Here is a 16,483-nt window from a genome sequence, read left to right on the forward strand (position 1 = left end):
GGTTATTGGTAGCTGCAAACCTTGCCAGATCTTGAATAATTGTCTATTCTAAAAAAAAGCTTAAATTTGAGCGTTTTTTTGTGGAGGCTCGTACTAATTTAGCTTAGCTACTGGACTCTACAAATGTTCGCTAATGTTCACAGATGTAACTATTGCTACAAAATTATTCAACTAAGTTCATGAGAAATTTATCTTTCAGGTTGAATTGAGCTAGAATTGCATCAGTCATCATAACTTCTGTTGATTTAATTCTGTCCTTTTTGCTTAAAACCTTTTTGCTTAAAAGAGTTAAGCCTTAAATTCAAAATAACATCTAGCAAAAATGTAGTTGAGAGCCAGTCCATTGCAAGCGCCGGATCGCCGCTTGGGGAGTGCCTTTTATCCTCTAGAGATAAATTTTGTTTGTAACTTGGCAACTTTCCACACCGGAGGATGGTTTTGGAACTCCTAGCTCAGAATAATTACCTGTCAAAAATGCATCAACCCCTGATTTTGGCTGTAGATGATGATGAAGATAATTTAGAGCTGCTGACTGAAGTTCTTTACCCTCTAAATTGTCATATCATCACCGCAAAAGATGGGCGCTCCACGATTAGCATTGCCCAACAGCAGCGCCCCGACCTCATCTTGCTGGACATATTATTACCGGACATCTGCGGTACGGAAATTACCCGGATGCTCAAGCAAAACCCGCAGACGCAAAACATCACCGTCATTGCAGTAACAGCATTAGCACGAGCCGAAGATCGAGAAAGTTTACTCGCAGCAGGCTGTAGTGCTTATATTAGTAAGCCTTATATGCTAGACGATTTAGAAGCTGTTATTTGTCGCTATCTGGGTTTGAATCCGACTTTAGCCTTTGTTTGACTCGCCTTGTAGTGTCTAAACCTGAGATGTTGGGAGCGCTATCCAAAAGAGCAACAATGCTAGTACGACCAGTTTCAAATGTACTGTTGCAAATTACGTCCACTACAGGTACGCCAATCGTCTGTTCAATTAAAGATTGCAGGTGCGGTTCTAAGAATTTGAGCAAGTTAGTTCTAACTTGTGAAGCAAGATCTATCTGTTGATTTTCTCCTAAAAACTGTTCTAATCGGGTAATAGAATCATCTGCCAATATTGTGACTGTTCGATCGACAATATGACAAGAAACTTGGGGCAGCTTGTATCCGAGGTGAGTACGGTAAAGTTCTATAACTTGCTGTACTAACTCTTGTTGTAGCTGCTCTAACGTGGGAGATAAAGATTCTTCCATATCGTGCCAGCAGCAAAAACGAATAAGTAAATTTTCCTAAAATTTATCAGTATAAGCGATCGCATTAATCAGCCTTGAGATGTAGATCTTTATAAGGGAGCAGGGAGCAGGGCGCAAGGTAAGTTACCAGTCACAAATCACAATTAAATTACTTGCCGCTCATTACACCCTATACTCTTTCTTCACTGATAAACTGTCAACTGATAACTGTTAAAAGATTGCCAGGACGCGAAATTTAAGGCTGTATATGGCTACACTTTAACCTTAGTTAGCTATGATACGCGATCGCCGTCCAAATCTTGCTATTTCTTGCCAAAATTGAGAAATTTAATGATATATTTTCATTTATGACAATTTGTAGCTCTCAACCAGCATGAGATTGTCTATTGGCGTAATTTTTGGTATGCGTAGCAAAAATTACAAATTGCAGTAAAATTCAATGTTGTTGCTTGCTGTTGCTAGCTTGCTACTTACATTCGTACTGAGTACGAAGACGAGCAACCTACAGCGGCTAGTACGAGCCAATTCATCACCAGCGCCGGTTGCGATCGCCGCTAGGAGGAATGCCTCGTCGTAGAAGCAACCATCTTTGTTGTCATGTCGTGCAACAAAAATTTTCTTACTTCTACGACTAGCTCCAAACGTATTATGGACATGCAAACTCGTTTTAGTTTCTCTCTAGAGGCAGATTCTTTTCAGCCGCTTGTTTTAGCTGTAGATGATAACGATGATAACTTGCAGTTACTCGCCCAAATTTTAGCGATCGCCGATTGCGACTATATCACTGCGGTTGATGGAAAGAGTGCCATTCTCAAGGCAAAAAGCTATCGTCCCAGCTTAATTTTGTTAGACATGATGCTGCCAGATATTAGCGGTATAGATGTGACGCGAACTCTCAAACAAGACCCGCAAACTCAGGCAATTCCAATTATTGCGGTGACAGCAATGGCAAGAACTGAAGATAAAGAAAGTTTCATTACCGCAGGCTGCGTAGAATGCGCGATCAAACCTTATGATATTGTCCAATTAGAAACGGTAATTCGGAAGTATGCCTTTGGTGGAATTGGAAAACTTGATAGCTAATGGTTGATAGTTGATAGTTGATAGTTAATGGTTGACAATCGCAGCCAAGAACGCTCTACCATCGATCTACAACTAAACTAAGAATTGCGTACAGACGGCGGGCTAGCTAAGATAGCAACTGTTGCAGTCCGACCCGTCTCTATTTTGGTATTACTCAGAATATCCAATACTTCTACACCCACAATTTCCTCAATTAGGTCTTTTAGTTGGGGTTGAAGTGCTTGATCTAATTCTTCTCTAACTTTTTCGCCTAATTCCTCTTTCCCGCTTTCTACTAGCAGTTGTTCCGGCTGAGTTACTACATCTTCCAGAATAATCGCAATTTTTTCATCAAACATTTGACAAAAAACTTGGCTTGGTCGATGCTCTAACTGAGCGCGATACAGCGCTTGAATGCGTTGCGATAGAGTGCGTTCTAATTGTCCCCGGGTCGGAAAAGATGAGTCCATGTTAAAAATTTAGCTGAATCAAACTTAGCGCCAAACATCTGCTAATAGATAGATGATAAAGATAAAAGGCGCAAAATAGAAGTCGTAAGTCGTAAGTAGAGTGTGGGTAATTGGTAGTTGGTAGTTGGTAGTTGGTTGGTATTCTCCCCCTCAACTCCCTCAGCATCATAAGCACCCTCAGCTCTATACTACTGGGGATAGATGAGAATCTTATAGGTATCGGGCGTAGGGTTGACAGCTTGCTCTACGGCTGCTGAGAGTTGTTGTAGGGGATAGCGATCGCTGATTAAGGCATCAACGTCAATGCAGCGATTGAAAACAAGATCGACAGCAAGACTTTGCAGGCGATAAGAAGAACTATAACTGCCAATTAAATCGATTTCGCGGCGATAGATAAGATTAGGATTGAGGGAAATTTCAACCTCGTCGGGAAATTCGGCAAAAAACAGAATCTTACCACCCTTGCGCGTGCCATCGAGAGCTTGAGCAAACGCCTTTTCACTAGGGACGGCAAGTAGAGTCGTATCGACTCCCAAACCGTCTGTTAAAGCTTGAATTTTAGTGCTTAAGTCGCGATCGCGCGCATCAAAAGCAGCATCGGCTCCTAATTGTAAAGCTTTTTCGAGCCGCGATGGTAATAAATCGGTAGCGATCGCCCTTGCACCGAAGTATTTAACTAACATCACGAACATCAGTCCGATGGGACCCGCACCAGTCACTAATACCGTTTGTCCTGGGGCAATTTGTGCCTTTTTGACTGCTTTGAGACAGCAATTCGTTGGCTCGACAAAACTAGCTTGCTCAAAGCTAACGCGATCGGGAATCGGAATCAAGCCACCATTGCGGACAATGTGACCGGGTACTTTCACATATTCAGCAAATCCACCCCCACTAGGCACAAAACCAGCCGTTGTAGAGATATTTTTATAAACCTCACACATGGAAAAATTGTCATTCAGGCAATAGCGACAACGCATACAGGGAATGTGGTGCATCACCACGACTCGCTGTCCTACTTGCCAATCGCTAACTTGGTTTCCAATTGCGGCGACAACTCCAGCCGTTTCATGCCCAAAAATGCGCGGTGGTTCGTAGAGAGGATAGCGAATCTTTTTGATATCTGATTGGCATAAGCCAACAACCCGCACTTGCACCAAGACTTCATCCGCTTCAATAACTGGTACGGGTAATTCCTCATAACTCAATCGATCCACACCGCGAAATACCTGGGCTTTCATAGCTTGTAGTCATTAATCCAGTACTTTAGAATGTAGCAGTTATCAGTTATCAGTGAAGAAGGGGTGTGGGGTGTGGGGTGTAGTGGATTGTTAACTGGTAACAGGTCACTGGTCACTGCTTCCTTGTCTCCCTTGTCCCCCTTGTCTCCCTTGTCTCCCTTGTCTCCCTTGTCCCCCAGCGACTCCCAACTCCCGACTTCTTATCACAAGCTAGAATCATTTTGGAACCGTGATGAGATTTGGTTATGTTACGGCGATCGACAGAGAGATTCATCGCCAGAACCGCCAGCTATCGCTATGATTAACTAACACTAAAAACGCCCAATCATTGCCACTGCTTTTGTAACTGCCACAATGCTAGGTGAAATTATCAAAGGGCAATACCAGATCGTCCAAATCCTTAGTAGTAGCGATTACTGTCAGACCTATCTGGCACAAGATCTCGTTACCCCCTCACCGCAAGCATGTATTGTCAAACATCTCTTGCCTGGACCATCCGGTCGCACTAGCTCCCTGTCTTCTCTACGGCGTGTATTTACTCGTGAAGTCGCAGCGCTAGAAAAATTGAGTACTTATTCCCAAGTACCGCAATTGTTAAACTATTTCGAGCTAGATCAACAATTTTATCTGGTATTAGAATACATTCACGGACAGCCACTGAATCGAGTTTTGGCTCCAGGAGTACGCTGGAGTGAAACCCAAGTCATCGATTTTTTACAGGAAGTCCTTACTATTCTAGAAGTGATTCACGCCCACGGGCTAATTCACCGCGATATTAAACCCAGTAACTTAATTCAGCGTGACAGCGACGGCAAGTTGGTACTGATCGATTTTGGGTCGGTCAAGCAGGCATGGACGCAAGTTGTCACTGCCGCAGGACAAACCAATGCCAACTTTGCTATGGGAATTCCAGCGACAATGGCGATCGGCACACCGGGCTATATGCCCAGCGAACAAAGCCGAGGTCGTCCTCGCCCGAATAGCGACATTTATGCCTTGGGGATGATTGCGATCCAAGCGTTGACTGGAATGCAACCAACAATGCTCCTAGAAGATGCCGACAGTGGGGAAGTCATTTGGCAACATCTCACAAATGTCACTCTAGCTTTGGGATCGATTTTGAATCAAATGGTACGCTACCATTTCACCGAGCGCTACCAATCAGCAACTGAAGTCCTAGCGGATCTCCAACCACTCCTACCAACAGCAGCACTGTCACAACCAACACCTATCTCAAGAAGTTCTGCCCCAAATTCTGCCTCAACTGCTCCAAATTCTAGTAGTCATCATGCATCGGCGGTGAATGGATCGGGAACGAAGTCGAGAAGAACATCAACTGGAGGGCAGCAACAGATAGCGCTATGGTTGGGGATGGCAATTGGCATTACTTCGGCGCTGGGATTAATTCTAGGCTTGTATTACGCTCTTCGACCAGGATCGAAGGCTGTGCCACCGATCGCGCCACCTAAAGCACAATTTGCCGCGATCGCCTCGAATCGGCTTTCCGATCGCTATACGTTGACTCAAACTTTAACCGGACACACAGATTCAGTATGGGCGATCGCTGTCAGCCAAGATGGACGTACGTTGGTCAGTGGTAGTGCAGATAAAACGATTAAGGTATGGGATCTACAAACTAGAGAATTACAGCGCACGCTTACCGGACATACAGATACAGTACGGGCGATCGCTCTGAGTCAAGATGGACAAATTTTGGTGAGCGGTGGCGGCGAAAAAACGGTACGGCTGTGGAATATCACAACAGGCAGACCCTTGGGAAGGCTGCTCGGACATGGGGGACCTGTATGGACTGTTGCCATCAGTCAAGACGGACAAACGCTTTTTAGTGCGGGAGAAGATGGAACCGTCAAGCTGTGGAACGCCCAGAACGGACAACTGCATCGCACGCTTCCAGCACACGATCGCCGGGTGTTTTCCTTGGCTGTAAGTCCTAATGGGCAAACTTTTGCTACTGGCAGCATCGATCGCACGATTAAGTTATGGGATTTAGCTACAGGAAGACTACTACGCACGCTGACAGGGCATACTGATGCAGTCAGGGCAATTACCTTTAGCCCCGACGGACAACATCTGGCTAGCACGAGTTGGGATAAAACCGTGAAGATTTGGAACTGGCGAACTGGAGAGCAACTACAAACGCTGGCAGAACACGAGCATAGAACTGTTGCGATTGCTTACGGTCATGATGGTAATACCCTAATGAGTGCAAGCCTCGATCGCACGATCAAAATTTGGCAGCCGCAATCGGGACAACTCCTACACGATCTCCTAGCTCACACCGACTGGGTATTAGCGATCGTGCCTAGCCCCAGAGGTCAAACCTTAGTTAGCAGCAGCAAAGATCGGACAATCAAAATTTGGGAATAGCAAGTTGTCATTGGTCATTGGCAAATCATAAGTTCTTCCCTACTCCCTGCTCCCTACTCCCTAATGACTGAATGAATTCTCAATTTCATACCGATGTCCTAGTCGTTGGCGGTGGTACTGGCGGTACGGCTGCGGCAATCCAAGCAGCGCGATCTGGTGCAAAAACAATGCTGGTCAGTGAATTTCCTTGGTTAGGAGGTATGCTGACATCAGCTGGGGTATCGGTTCCTGATGGTAACGAATTAGAAGCATGGCAAACAGGCTTGTGGGGAGCATTTTTGCGGGAATTGCAGCAATGCCAGCCGGAAGGATTAGACCATAGCTGGGTGAGCTTTTTTAGCTTCGACCCGCGTATAGGAGCGCAGATTTTTGCTCGATGGGTACAAGAATTGCCTAACTTGAATTGGCTGGTGGGACAAGTACCGCAAGCCGTTTTACGCCAAGGCGATCGCATTTTTGGGGTAGAATTTGCAGAGTTTACAGTTACTGCCGAAATTACCATTGATGCTACGGAGTTAGGGGATTTATTGGCTTTAGCCGAGATTCCGTACCGTTGGGGTTGGGAATGGCGATCGCAATGGGGAGAACCCAGCGCCCCAATTGCTCCAAACGAGCTAACGACAAAATACCCAGTTCAAGCGCCCACTTGGGTAGGACTCATGCAAGATTTTGGGGACGCGATCGCTCCCGTTATTCTCCCACCACCGTCATACAATCCAGAAATATTTGCTGGAGCCTGGGAAAGTTACGGAGCCGAACAATTTCTTGACTACGGGCGTTTACCAGGCAATTTATTCATGCTCAATTGGCCCATCTGCGGCAACGACTACGGCGAAGGTTTAGACCGGCTAGTTACCTCCACCACGGCTAGATCTGAGTTTCTGCAAGAAAGTTTGTGGCATACGCAGGGCTTCTTACACTATATTCAAACCCAACTTGGAAGGCGATATGGTTTGGCTGAAGGTGTATTTCCTTCCTATGGCAATCGTGTAGGGGCGTACAGTCGTGCGCCCCTACACCACAGTGGTGCATACGCTCTTCACCCTTACTACCGCGAGAGTCGGCGCGTTGTTGGCATGGCTACGGTGCGGGAACAGGATATTTTACCCTTAGCTGAAGGTCGAGTCGCTGCTTTACCAGTCGCTAGTACAGATAAAGTCAACGCGATCGCAATTGGTAACTATGCCAACGACCACCACTACCCGGGTTTCGATTTTCCCCTACGATCGAAATCCATTCGCTGGGGAGGGCGCTGGACGGGAACGCCTTTTACCATACCCTATCATTGTCTAATTCCGGCAGCGATCGACGGCTTCTTAGCGTGTGAACAGAATATTTCTGTCTCTCACATTGCCAATGGTGCGACGCGCTTGCAGCCAGTGGTGATGAATCTCGGACAGGCTGCTGGAATGGCAGCAGCCATGTGTATTTCTAGGGGTTGTCAGCCGCGAGAATTACCCGTAAGAGACGTACAAGAAGCTCTATTACAAGAGCCGCGCTGTCCAGCGGCGATCGTGCCTTTATTCAACTCATCACCCGCATCTCCTGACTGGTTAGAATGGCAACGCTACTACCTCGATCGCCCAGAGGAGTATCCTGCTAGCGGGAATCATTGGGGTAAGAAAGGACAGGGGGACAAGGGAGCAACTACCAATGACCTATTACCCATTACCCATTACTCTGGCACTTTTCATCGTCGGGACGTGCAAGACTATACATTGACTATATCCACACCTGAAGAATTACAGGGACACGATTGGACGCTGGTAACTTTGCGATCGCCCATTGATGAAAAACTACAAATCTATCCAGATAACCAACCGATCTCGGTTTACGGGCGGTTAAACCATGCAGGTAGATGGTTGTTGGTAGAAGAAATTGAGCCGACAGTCAACCATTAACCATTAACTAACAATTGCCAAATTAAAGCGAGCAATATCGCTGCGATCGCCCCAATTAACGTATTCAAAAAATTGACCACATCATGAGTCAGCCAACTAACTTTACCTTCTACCGTTGCGCCAATTAAGCTTTCAATATTAGTGGCAATAAAGGCAGCGATGACACACCAGAGTATGCCTCGTAAATCGATTAAACCGAGTCGCCAAGCTAGCGTGGCGATCGCTACCGAACCCGTTACACCAGCCAACGTCCCCTCTAAGCTGACAGCCCCTTCCGTTCCTCTTGCCACGGGTTGTAGAGTCGTAATTAAAAATGTCCTCTGACCGTAAGCTTTTCCAACTTCAGTGGCACAGGTATCGGAAAGTTTGGTGCTGAAACTTGCGACAAAACCTAATAACAGTAGAGACACAATCGGACTCGAATGAGCCACAAAGGTAGTCGCGTTAGCGAAGCTTAACGAATTTATCGCGATTCCTACTGCACACAGCGCCCCCGTCAGAGCTGAACTCCAGACATTTTCTGGTCCCCTCGCACCAGAACGTTTTTCTGCAATTCCTTCTGCTTCCTTTTGTGCCATACCGATGTATGTCACAGCAGAACCAACGAGAAAATAGAACACGACAACTAATTCACCCTGCCAACCTACACTCAAGTACAAGAGAACACCCAAGAACAAAGCGTGCAATAGCCCAGCCGGAGTTAGCAATTTTTTGGGAGCAATCCAGGCTATACCTAATAAAACTGTATGCACCCCGACAGCAACTAGTACGGAATTGAGGAACGATGAGCTTGAAAGCATCAAGGATAAGTTATTAGTCATCTGAATTTTGCCAGAATCTTAAAAAATTGCGGGTTGTATATGAATCAAACCATTTTTCATCTTGCCTTTCCCATCACCGACATTGCCCCGACAAAAGCCTTCTATATCGATGGTTTGGGTTGCATTCCCGGTCGTGAAACTCCCCATGCTTTGATTTTAAATCTTTACGGGCATCAGCTAGTAGCTCATATGACTAAAGAACCTCTGGCTCCACAGCGTGGTGTCTATCCCAGACACTTTGGTTTAATTTTTTCCTCTAAATTGGAATGGGAAAATTTATTAGAGCGATCGCAACAACAGCAACTTAAATTTAGAGAAACACCCAAACAGCGCTTTGTTGACTCTCCCCTAGAACACTACACGTTTTTCCTAGAAGATCCATTTTATAATCTAATAGAAGTTAAATATTATCGTAACTTGGAAGCTATTTTTGGTAGTTACCACAGCGCTCCCATCGGAGATTTAGTTTAAAACTTATACTCATTCACAAACAAGTTCTTTCAACTGAAAGCTAACTAAATTTTGCACTATGAACTGCTCCCTGACAACAATTTTAAAATTTTGACTTTTAACTTTTAACTTTTGACTTTTGACTGCGGTGCTTCTAATCGCACATTTCTCCCGCTATTATCAGTACGATAAATCCATTTTTGGCTACCGTCCGACACCACAACCCGCCAACCTTCAACGATCGCCTGCGAGCAAATTTCTTCCGGTTGAGCTAGTCCCAAACAACCATCAGACCAACTTTCGCGACTGTATTTAGTCACTTTTAGTTTCTCTGGAGGAAGATTTTGCAGCTTAGTCAGATCGGCAATGACAGCTTTAACAACTTTAGGAGGCACGCGATCGCTTTGACTGTTCGCGTCTACATTTTCAGCAATCTGACTCGGTGCAGCTACAGCACTAGAAATAAAATTAACGCTAAAACACAAAAATAAACTACAAGTCAAAACCAGAGTTAAAAAACTCCTTGTTGATAGACAAAATTTAAAACAATCAATTGTCCTATAGTCCGCATGTGCGGACTTCGTTTGTGTAGCCGCCAATTTTATTCGTCCCATATTCGTTAGATCTTCTTTCAGAGGAACAAACATATTAATTTTCATACAGTTCTAGTGGTAAATTATCTGGGTCTTGAAAAAAAGTAAAACGTTTACCGGTAATTTCGTCTATTCTAATATCTTCTACCTGCACTCTCTGAGCAGTTAGCTCAATGACAGCGCGATCGAGATCCTCAACAGCAAAAGCTAAATGCCTCAATCCACAAGCTTCCGGTTTACTCGGTCTTGACGGCGGCGTGGGAAAAGAAAATAATTCAATTTGAACTGTATCGCTGACTCTTAAATCTAATTTATAAGAATTTCTCGCCGCCCTAAATGTTTCTTCAATAATCGAAAATCCTAAAATTTCTGTATAGAATTTCTTCGATCGCTCGTAGTCAGAACAAATAATTGCAACGTGATGGACACCTGTAACGTGCATAGATCGGCAAGGAGATAACTGTAAAGGCGCACAACCATGCGCCCATATACTAAGTTATCAAATATATAACTATTAACCTTATTCTTAACCCTCGCAGGCGGGTTTTGCCTGTGTAGTCGCGACTTACAGTCGCCCCTGTACAGATTCGATCGCGGTTTTCAATTGGATGCAATACACGTCTGGTAGGGGCGCACAGAGAAAGCGCCCCTACAAATGTCATCCACACAATCGAGAATTGCTATGAGATCAACCAACAACCAATCTTTGAAACTGTCGATCGCGCCGCAACTCATCCCATCCCGCATCAGCCATTGCTTTTTCTCTATACTCTCTTGGATTGAGATAGATCGCTTGTTGTAAATTTGCCAAAGCCAAATCGGTATCTCCTGCGGCTGCAAAACAGCAAGCACGATTGTAGAAAGCATCGCCGAAGTCAGGCTTGTATTTAGAACCTGGATTATGGCTGGCGATCGCCTTTTCGTAGCGTAGGCGGACGGACTGTAACCGATCCAAACAGTCACACCATAAATTATCCAGAGAATACCAGAAGTCTTGCGGCTCGGCAATCTCTACCTCATTTGCTCCGTTTTGTTGCCAACCCCGATTGTATCGGTGCATATACTGCATTGCTCGGTCGTAGCTAAAAATTGCTTCTCTGTACAATCCCAATTCTTGCAACGCCAGACCTCGATGATACCAAACCTGATAGCGTAAATTGCGATGATATGTTTTTGTATATTTGAGCGATTCGTCGTAATTGGCGATCGCTTGTTTATAACGCCCTAAGTGATGTAATGCCAAACCTCGATGATACCAGACTCGATAGGGAAATCCTTTGTAGTAATCTCTAGCACAATCTAAAGCTTTATCGTAACTCGCGATCGCCTCTCGATAGCGTTTTAACTCAAATAATAATAAACCTCGGTTAAACCAAGTAAAACCGTATCCTGGCAAACGTCCGAGAAAGCGATCGCAAGCCGCGATCGCTTCTTGATAGCGTTTTAATTTACATAGATAAAAGCTGCGCTCTCGTAAAGGAATATATCGCCATTCTTTTAGTACAGCCGCTATATAGAAATAGATCGATGGAAATGCAACGAGGGATAGCAGAAAATTTTTCGTCACAATGCCAAATACGAATGTTGCTACAAGTATCCCCAGGAGTAAGGCTAGCAGAACTATAACTTGCATAAACCAATAGAATCAGCAAAATTCCTTTAAGAGTTCTGACAGATAGCTTTCCCCATACTGTAGAATTTGCCGTCAGTAGGTTCACTTAATCAAGATGCGCCGGAAATTTTTTGCTCCCCTAGCGATCGCCCTGTTCAGCCTAGCGGCGATCCTATGCTTCTCTTCTGTAACTCTCATAGCCTCGCCAACTCCTCCCAAACCCAATTCAAACTCTGCCGAAATTAGGGGAGTATGGCTGACGAATATTGATAGTGACGTGTTATTTAAACGCGATCGCCTCAGTCAAGCAATCCAAACCTTACATCGATTAAATTTTAATACTATCTATCCGACGATTTGGAACTGGGGATACACGTTGTATCCTAGCTCAGTTGCTGCAAACACCATCGGGCGATCGCTCGATCCCACGCCTGGATTACAAGGACGAGATATCTTACAAGAAATTATCCAGCAAGGACATCAACAAAATGCTTTTCAGGGCGATCGACAACGCATGGGAGTCATTCCCTGGTTTGAATTTGGGTTTATGGCTCCTGCTGATTCCCAGTTGGCAAAACGCCATCCTCAGTGGCTAACTCGTAGGCGAAATAATCAGGAAATTTGGTTAGAAGGTAAACACAAACGAGTCTGGCTCAATCCTTTTCATCCTGAAGTACAGCAGTTTATTCAAAGTTTAATTTTAGAAGTTGTGACGAAATACGATATAGACGGAATTCAATTTGACGATCATTTCGGTTTACCTTCAGAATTTGGCTACGATCCATTTACCGTGAATTTATATCAACAAGAACATCAGGGAAAAAAGCCACCTATCGATTCCCAAGATTCCGAATGGCTGCGCTGGCGTGCTGATAAGATTACGACTTTTTTGAAACAGGTATTTCAAGCAGTCAAGCAACAGAAACCGAATTGCATAATTTCAATTGCGCCCAATCCTCAAAGAGTTTCCTACGACCTTTTTCTTGCAGATTGGGCAGATTGGGACAGACAGGGATTGGTTGAAGAATTAGTTTTACAAGTCTATCGCAACGATCTCAAAGTATTTCTAAGCGAATTACAATACCCAGAAGTGCAAGCAGCACAAAAACACATTCCAGTAGGAATTGGAATTTTATCAGGTTTAAAAGGTAAATACGTTCCGTGGGGGCAAATTCAAAATCAAGTTCAAGTTGCTCGCAGACATAACTTTGCAGGAGTTTCTTTCTTTTTCTATGAAACTTTATGGAATTTAGCCAAAGAATCTCCAAAAAAACGTCAGTTGGGATTTCAAAAAATATTTTCCCTTCCTGTAAATAGACCAAATACTTTAGTGGGATGGCAACCAGAAAAACTCGCTAGAAATGCTTTGTAAAGTAGTTTCTATTATTTTAGCCGATACACAATTGCGATCCCCCAACCCCTTTAAAAAGAGGCATTTATTCCCCATTGAAAAAGTTGTGTTCTTCAAATAACTTAAAAAGGAGCTATCTATTCCCCCCTTTTTAAGGGGGGTAGGGGGGATCGATATTTCTAACTTTAAACACGTAATTCCTTGACTTTTTATAGCAGTTTTCAGTCACATGAGGTACACAGATCTGTAGGGGCGCACAGCTGTGCGCCCCTACAAATGTAATGCATTAGAATTGGAATTGCTATATATCGCTCAGTAGTTTCACTAATGCCATATTAGTGAAATATTTGCTATAGAGATAGAGCAATTTATTAGATTGAATTAAATATAAAGTTTGCCTAGAAGCTGAAAATGGGCAAACTGAAATAGTCATGAAACATGAAAAATATACAAAACTATGATAAAAAAACGCAATTTGATGCTATTCGACCTTTCTATTTTTGGTCATCATGCAGCATACATTAAATATCTCATACAATATTGGGGCGATCGCCAGTTAGCAGATAGACTCGACGTAGTTGTATCACCAATGTTTCTTGAAAAACACGCTGATGTTGTCGGTCTCGTTGCCGAATATAATCAAAATAATATTCAAATAGTAGCGATCTCCGCCGCAGAAGACGCTGCGCTCAAATCTCGAAATTCCAAGTTAAAGCGTGCTTGGCGCAATTTTCAAGAATGGCAAATACTTTGTCGATATGCTAAGTCTTTAAATGCTAGTGAGTGTCTGATTATGTATTTAGATACTTGTCAAATTCCACTAGCTCTAGGATTCAAGTCACCTTGCAAATTATCTGGAATATATTTCAAGCCAACTTTTCACTATAGCGACTTTAGTAGCTACGTACCTTATAGAAAAAGTTTTCTGCAACAACATTGGGAAAAAACTGTCATAGCACGGATGCTAAAGCATACCCAATTGAAGACTCTCTTCTGTCTCGATCCCTTCGTCATCAAACATTTGGATCGATTGAATTCTCATGTAGCAGCCGTACATTTACCAGATCCAGTCCAAGTCGATCGCCATGTTTCTGAAATCATACAGCCAGACCTTCTCAAAACAAAATTAAGTATTGATGCTAATCGGCAAATATTTCTTCTGTTTGGTTCGTTTGAAGCCGAACGTAAAGGAGTGTATCAAACGCTGGAAGCGATATCGCAGTTGCCATCAAATCTTAGCGCACAGATCTGTCTTTTAATTGTCGGCAATGCATATCCGCCAGAGCAAGCAGCCATCCAGTCACAAATTGAGCGAGTTCAGCAGTCACACCCCGTACAAATTCTGACACGGTTTGAATATATTTCTGAAGATACCGTACAAGCATATTTTCAACTTGCTGATGTCGTATTAGCCCCATATCAACATCATATTGGTATGAGTGGCATTTTACTACTAGCTGCCGCAGTCCAAAAACCAGTTCTCAGTTCCAACTACGGTTTAATGGGAGAAATGGTTAAACGCTATCAGCTAGGGTTAGGTGTAGATTCGACGATACCAAGTGAAATTGCTCAAGGATTAACTCGATTTTTGACTGACGCTACTAGTTTAGGCGATCGCAATAGCATGAAACAGTTTGCCGAGCAAAATACTGCCGAGGAATATGCCAAGGTAATTTTTCAGTACGTGTAAGATTTCATAATTGTAGGGTGCGTTATTTAACGCACTCTATTAGTTAAGTTTCCTTGCTACCAGAACTAATAGACTGATGAGTTGTAGCAGACTCTGATTTTGGCTTACTTACACCCATGCCTAAACTGCGAAAATAAATCCCACCTACAGTCACTAAAAACGCTACATAAGATATTGCCTGAACTAAAAATAGGTCGTCTCGATAGCCAAATAAAGCTTTTAAAATTACGCCAGGGAATTGCTCGTCTGGTAAAATTTTCGAGGTATTCCATACTCTTGGTCCCAAAATACACGAGGGATTGCGGGTGAAGCGTTCGTAATAAAAACACAGACTTTCTGACTGTCGATTCAATTTGGCAAGAGTAGCAATAGCAGTATCAAAATGTGCCAGTGCAGAAACAACTAACCCCGCCACAATTAGCAATAATAGAACGCCCATGATTTGAAAAAATAGGCGAATGTTAATTTTTACGCCCCACTTAAATAACAAAAATCCGATCGCGATCGCACTCACTAAACCACCAATTGCCCCAATCGCCGGAAAAAAACCTTGTTGAAAATTGGCAGCAATAAATAAGACGGTTTCAAACCCTTCTCGCAGTACGGCAATGAAAATTAAGCTAAAAACGCCCCAACCCGCACCATTGTTCTGTTTGAGCGCCGCCGTCACCGTCCCTTCCACTTCCGCCTTCAAAAACCGCGCCTGACGAGTCATCCAAATCAGCATCCAACTAAGCATAGCGATCGCGATAACGCTGAAGACTCCTTCCATCAGTGGCTCTACCACTGGAGTATATTCAGGATTTATTGAACCTACAGCTTGAATGATGGCACTGAATAACAAACCCACCAACGCACTCGCAGCGATTCCAACTCCAACACCAGCATAAACCCAGGAGTTGAGTTTGCTCTGTTTGGCTTTCTTGAGCAAAGCCAAAACTATCCCCACGACGAGGGCTGCTTCTACTCCCTCCCGCAGAGTAATGACAAAAGTAGGTAGAGCGGCACTAAAATTCATTGGATTTTCTAAGTAATTTTATCCAGATAATTTCACAAAATCACTGATTGTTAATAGTCAATAGTTAATTGTTTGCAACTACAAACCATCAACGATTGACCATCAACACTACACAGTACTACCACTAAAGTCGCGTAGCATCTTTTTAATTTCGATGTTGTGCAGTTCTTCCGTTCCAATCATGGTACGGGCAAATTCCTCTAGATAAACGCTGGCATCTTCTACAGTGTCGAGCAGCTTTTTATATAAATCTAGCGCTTTCCGTTCGTGAGAAAGACTTTCTTCCAAAATATCCCGTACCGTATGCTGGTGGGTTTCCTCCATCGGAGCAATTCTCAGGCTGGGATGTCCTTCTAAACCAGTTAAAATTTCTCCTACTTGTTGGGCATGTGTGAGCGACTCGGTAGCTTGCAGTTTGAAAAACTCGACAATTGGAATCCGGTTGGGACCAGTCACCATGAGAGAGTAGTGGGTATAGCGTACCACCCCCGCCAGTTCAAACTCCATGATGGAGTTTAGCAGTTCGATTGTCTTTTTTTGGTCGAGTTCGCGCATTGTTATTTATCATTTGTTATTGGTCATTGGTCATTGGTCAGTAGGTTGTAGCATTTCGTTATTACCTACTGACGACAGA

General features: G+C 43.8%; 17 protein-coding genes. 7 read left to right on the top strand and 10 right to left on the bottom strand.

The genetic code is table 11. The features are described 5' to 3' along the window. The first annotated feature begins 474 nt into the window (after positions 1-474). Entirely contained in the window at positions 475-867 is a 393-nt protein-coding gene (locus CHRO_RS09370; protein ID WP_233222841.1) for a response regulator, read from the top strand. On the opposite strand, the gene CHRO_RS09375 is transcribed toward CHRO_RS09370, so the two are convergent. Further along, positions 821-1,255, bottom strand: a complete 435-nt coding sequence (locus CHRO_RS09375; protein ID WP_015153960.1) for a Na-translocating system protein MpsC family protein — start codon at positions 1,253-1,255, stop codon at positions 821-823. The two genes, CHRO_RS09370 and CHRO_RS09375, sit on opposite strands and share 47 nt — an antisense overlap. Positions 1,256-1,903: 648 nt before the next feature. Here CHRO_RS09375 and CHRO_RS09380 point away from each other — a divergent pair. Beyond that, positions 1,904-2,338 carry a response regulator gene (locus CHRO_RS09380; protein WP_015153961.1) on the top strand — a complete coding sequence of 145 codons (435 nt, stop codon included), beginning with the start codon at positions 1,904-1,906 and terminating at the stop codon, positions 2,336-2,338. 77 nt (positions 2,339-2,415) lie between these two features. On the opposite strand, the gene CHRO_RS09385 is transcribed toward CHRO_RS09380, so the two are convergent. From CHRO_RS09385 to CHRO_RS31915, 3 genes are all read right to left on the bottom strand, one after another. Further along, positions 2,416-2,787, bottom strand: a complete 372-nt coding sequence (locus tag CHRO_RS09385) for a Na-translocating system protein MpsC family protein (RefSeq protein WP_015153962.1) — start codon at positions 2,785-2,787, stop codon at positions 2,416-2,418. Positions 2,788-2,975: 188 nt separating this feature from the next. After that, a complete protein-coding gene (locus CHRO_RS09390; RefSeq protein WP_015153963.1) occupies positions 2,976-4,025 on the bottom strand; it encodes a zinc-dependent dehydrogenase in 1,050 nt (349 codons plus the stop codon). A gap of 112 nt (positions 4,026-4,137) precedes the next feature. Then, positions 4,138-4,299 (bottom strand): hypothetical protein, encoded by a 162-nt coding sequence (locus CHRO_RS31915; RefSeq protein ID WP_181824300.1) that lies wholly within the window; start codon positions 4,297-4,299, stop codon positions 4,138-4,140. 80 nt (positions 4,300-4,379) lie between these two features. On the opposite strand from CHRO_RS31915, the gene CHRO_RS09395 reads away from it, so the two are divergent. Continuing rightward, positions 4,380-6,413: a serine/threonine-protein kinase gene (locus CHRO_RS09395; protein WP_015153964.1), complete on the top strand. Its 2,034-nt coding sequence runs from the start codon at positions 4,380-4,382 to the stop codon at positions 6,411-6,413. Positions 6,414-6,484: 71 nt separating this feature from the next. After that, positions 6,485-8,314 (top strand): FAD-dependent oxidoreductase, encoded by a 1,830-nt coding sequence (locus CHRO_RS09400; RefSeq protein WP_015153965.1) that lies wholly within the window; start codon positions 6,485-6,487, stop codon positions 8,312-8,314. On the opposite strand, the gene CHRO_RS09405 is transcribed toward CHRO_RS09400, so the two are convergent. Beyond that, positions 8,311-9,114 carry a TIGR00297 family protein gene (locus CHRO_RS09405; RefSeq protein WP_041462418.1) on the bottom strand — a complete coding sequence of 268 codons (804 nt, stop codon included), beginning with the start codon at positions 9,112-9,114 and terminating at the stop codon, positions 8,311-8,313. The genes CHRO_RS09400 and CHRO_RS09405 overlap by 4 nt on opposite strands. A gap of 60 nt (positions 9,115-9,174) precedes the next feature. On the opposite strand from CHRO_RS09405, the gene CHRO_RS09410 reads away from it, so the two are divergent. Continuing rightward, positions 9,175-9,606: a VOC family protein gene (locus tag CHRO_RS09410; protein WP_015153967.1), complete on the top strand. Its 432-nt coding sequence runs from the start codon at positions 9,175-9,177 to the stop codon at positions 9,604-9,606. 104 nt (positions 9,607-9,710) lie between these two features. Here CHRO_RS09410 and CHRO_RS09415 read toward each other — a convergent pair whose 3' ends face one another. The 3 genes from CHRO_RS09415 to CHRO_RS09425 form a co-directional block, all read right to left on the bottom strand. Further along, positions 9,711-10,088 carry a hypothetical protein gene (locus tag CHRO_RS09415; RefSeq protein WP_181824301.1) on the bottom strand — a complete coding sequence of 126 codons (378 nt, stop codon included), beginning with the start codon at positions 10,086-10,088 and terminating at the stop codon, positions 9,711-9,713. A 145-nt stretch (positions 10,089-10,233) separates the two neighbouring features. Continuing rightward, positions 10,234-10,620 (bottom strand): SMU1112c/YaeR family gloxylase I-like metalloprotein, encoded by a 387-nt coding sequence (gene gloA2 / locus CHRO_RS09420; RefSeq protein ID WP_015153969.1) that lies wholly within the window; start codon positions 10,618-10,620, stop codon positions 10,234-10,236. Positions 10,621-10,866: 246 nt separating this feature from the next. Next, a complete protein-coding gene (locus tag CHRO_RS09425; RefSeq protein ID WP_015153970.1) occupies positions 10,867-11,811 on the bottom strand; it encodes a tetratricopeptide repeat protein in 945 nt (314 codons plus the stop codon). 94 nt (positions 11,812-11,905) lie between these two features. On the opposite strand from CHRO_RS09425, the gene CHRO_RS09430 reads away from it, so the two are divergent. Together CHRO_RS09430 and CHRO_RS09435 are read left to right on the top strand one after the other, a co-directional pair. After that, on the top strand, positions 11,906-13,162 hold the full coding sequence (locus CHRO_RS09430; RefSeq protein ID WP_015153971.1) for a glycoside hydrolase family 10-like protein: 1,257 nt from the start codon (positions 11,906-11,908) through the stop codon (positions 13,160-13,162). Between the two features lie 436 nt (positions 13,163-13,598). Further along, positions 13,599-14,831, top strand: a complete 1,233-nt coding sequence (locus CHRO_RS09435) for a glycosyltransferase (protein WP_219336123.1) — start codon at positions 13,599-13,601, stop codon at positions 14,829-14,831. Between the two features lie 43 nt (positions 14,832-14,874). Here the strand turns inward: CHRO_RS09435 and CHRO_RS09440 are convergent, their stop codons facing one another. Together CHRO_RS09440 and CHRO_RS09445 are read right to left on the bottom strand one after the other, a co-directional pair. Further along, positions 14,875-15,849, bottom strand: coding sequence for an FTR1 family iron permease (locus CHRO_RS09440; RefSeq protein WP_015153973.1), 975 nt, complete (start codon positions 15,847-15,849; stop codon positions 14,875-14,877). A gap of 108 nt (positions 15,850-15,957) precedes the next feature. Continuing rightward, a complete protein-coding gene (locus CHRO_RS09445) occupies positions 15,958-16,404 on the bottom strand; it encodes a ferritin-like domain-containing protein (RefSeq protein ID WP_015153974.1) in 447 nt (148 codons plus the stop codon). Between the last annotated feature and the right edge of the window lie 79 nt (positions 16,405-16,483).

Origin of the sequence: Chroococcidiopsis thermalis PCC 7203, assembly GCF_000317125.1 — a bacterium.
Lineage (GTDB): Bacteria > Cyanobacteriota > Cyanobacteriia > Cyanobacteriales > Chroococcidiopsidaceae > Chroococcidiopsis > Chroococcidiopsis thermalis.

Bases quoted from the DNA above. Each gene is read 5' to 3' on its own strand.
- CHRO_RS09375 (WP_015153960.1), bottom strand. From the start codon at position 1,255: ATGGAAGAATCTTTATCTCCCACGTTAGAGCAGCTACAACAAGAGTTA.
- CHRO_RS09445 (WP_015153974.1), bottom strand. From the start codon at position 16,404: ATGCGCGAACTCGACCAAAAAAAGACAATCGAACTGCTAAACTCCATC.
- CHRO_RS09385 (WP_015153962.1), bottom strand. From the start codon at position 2,787: ATGGACTCATCTTTTCCGACCCGGGGACAATTAGAACGCACTCTATCG.
- CHRO_RS09395 (WP_015153964.1), top strand. From the start codon at position 4,380: ATGCTAGGTGAAATTATCAAAGGGCAATACCAGATCGTCCAAATCCTT.
- CHRO_RS09440 (WP_015153973.1), bottom strand. From the start codon at position 15,849: ATGAATTTTAGTGCCGCTCTACCTACTTTTGTCATTACTCTGCGGGAG.
- CHRO_RS09390 (WP_015153963.1), bottom strand. From the start codon at position 4,025: ATGAAAGCCCAGGTATTTCGCGGTGTGGATCGATTGAGTTATGAGGAA.
- CHRO_RS31915 (WP_181824300.1), bottom strand. From the start codon at position 4,299: ATGAATCTCTCTGTCGATCGCCGTAACATAACCAAATCTCATCACGGT.
- CHRO_RS09405 (WP_041462418.1), bottom strand. From the start codon at position 9,114: ATGCTTTCAAGCTCATCGTTCCTCAATTCCGTACTAGTTGCTGTCGGG.
- CHRO_RS09425 (WP_015153970.1), bottom strand. From the start codon at position 11,811: ATGCAAGTTATAGTTCTGCTAGCCTTACTCCTGGGGATACTTGTAGCA.
- CHRO_RS09435 (WP_219336123.1), top strand. From the start codon at position 13,599: ATGATAAAAAAACGCAATTTGATGCTATTCGACCTTTCTATTTTTGGT.
- gloA2 (WP_015153969.1), bottom strand. From the start codon at position 10,620: ATGCACGTTACAGGTGTCCATCACGTTGCAATTATTTGTTCTGACTAC.
- CHRO_RS09380 (WP_015153961.1), top strand. From the start codon at position 1,904: ATGGACATGCAAACTCGTTTTAGTTTCTCTCTAGAGGCAGATTCTTTT.
- CHRO_RS09430 (WP_015153971.1), top strand. From the start codon at position 11,906: ATGCGCCGGAAATTTTTTGCTCCCCTAGCGATCGCCCTGTTCAGCCTA.
- CHRO_RS09410 (WP_015153967.1), top strand. From the start codon at position 9,175: ATGAATCAAACCATTTTTCATCTTGCCTTTCCCATCACCGACATTGCC.
- CHRO_RS09370 (WP_233222841.1), top strand. From the start codon at position 475: ATGCATCAACCCCTGATTTTGGCTGTAGATGATGATGAAGATAATTTA.
- CHRO_RS09400 (WP_015153965.1), top strand. From the start codon at position 6,485: ATGAATTCTCAATTTCATACCGATGTCCTAGTCGTTGGCGGTGGTACT.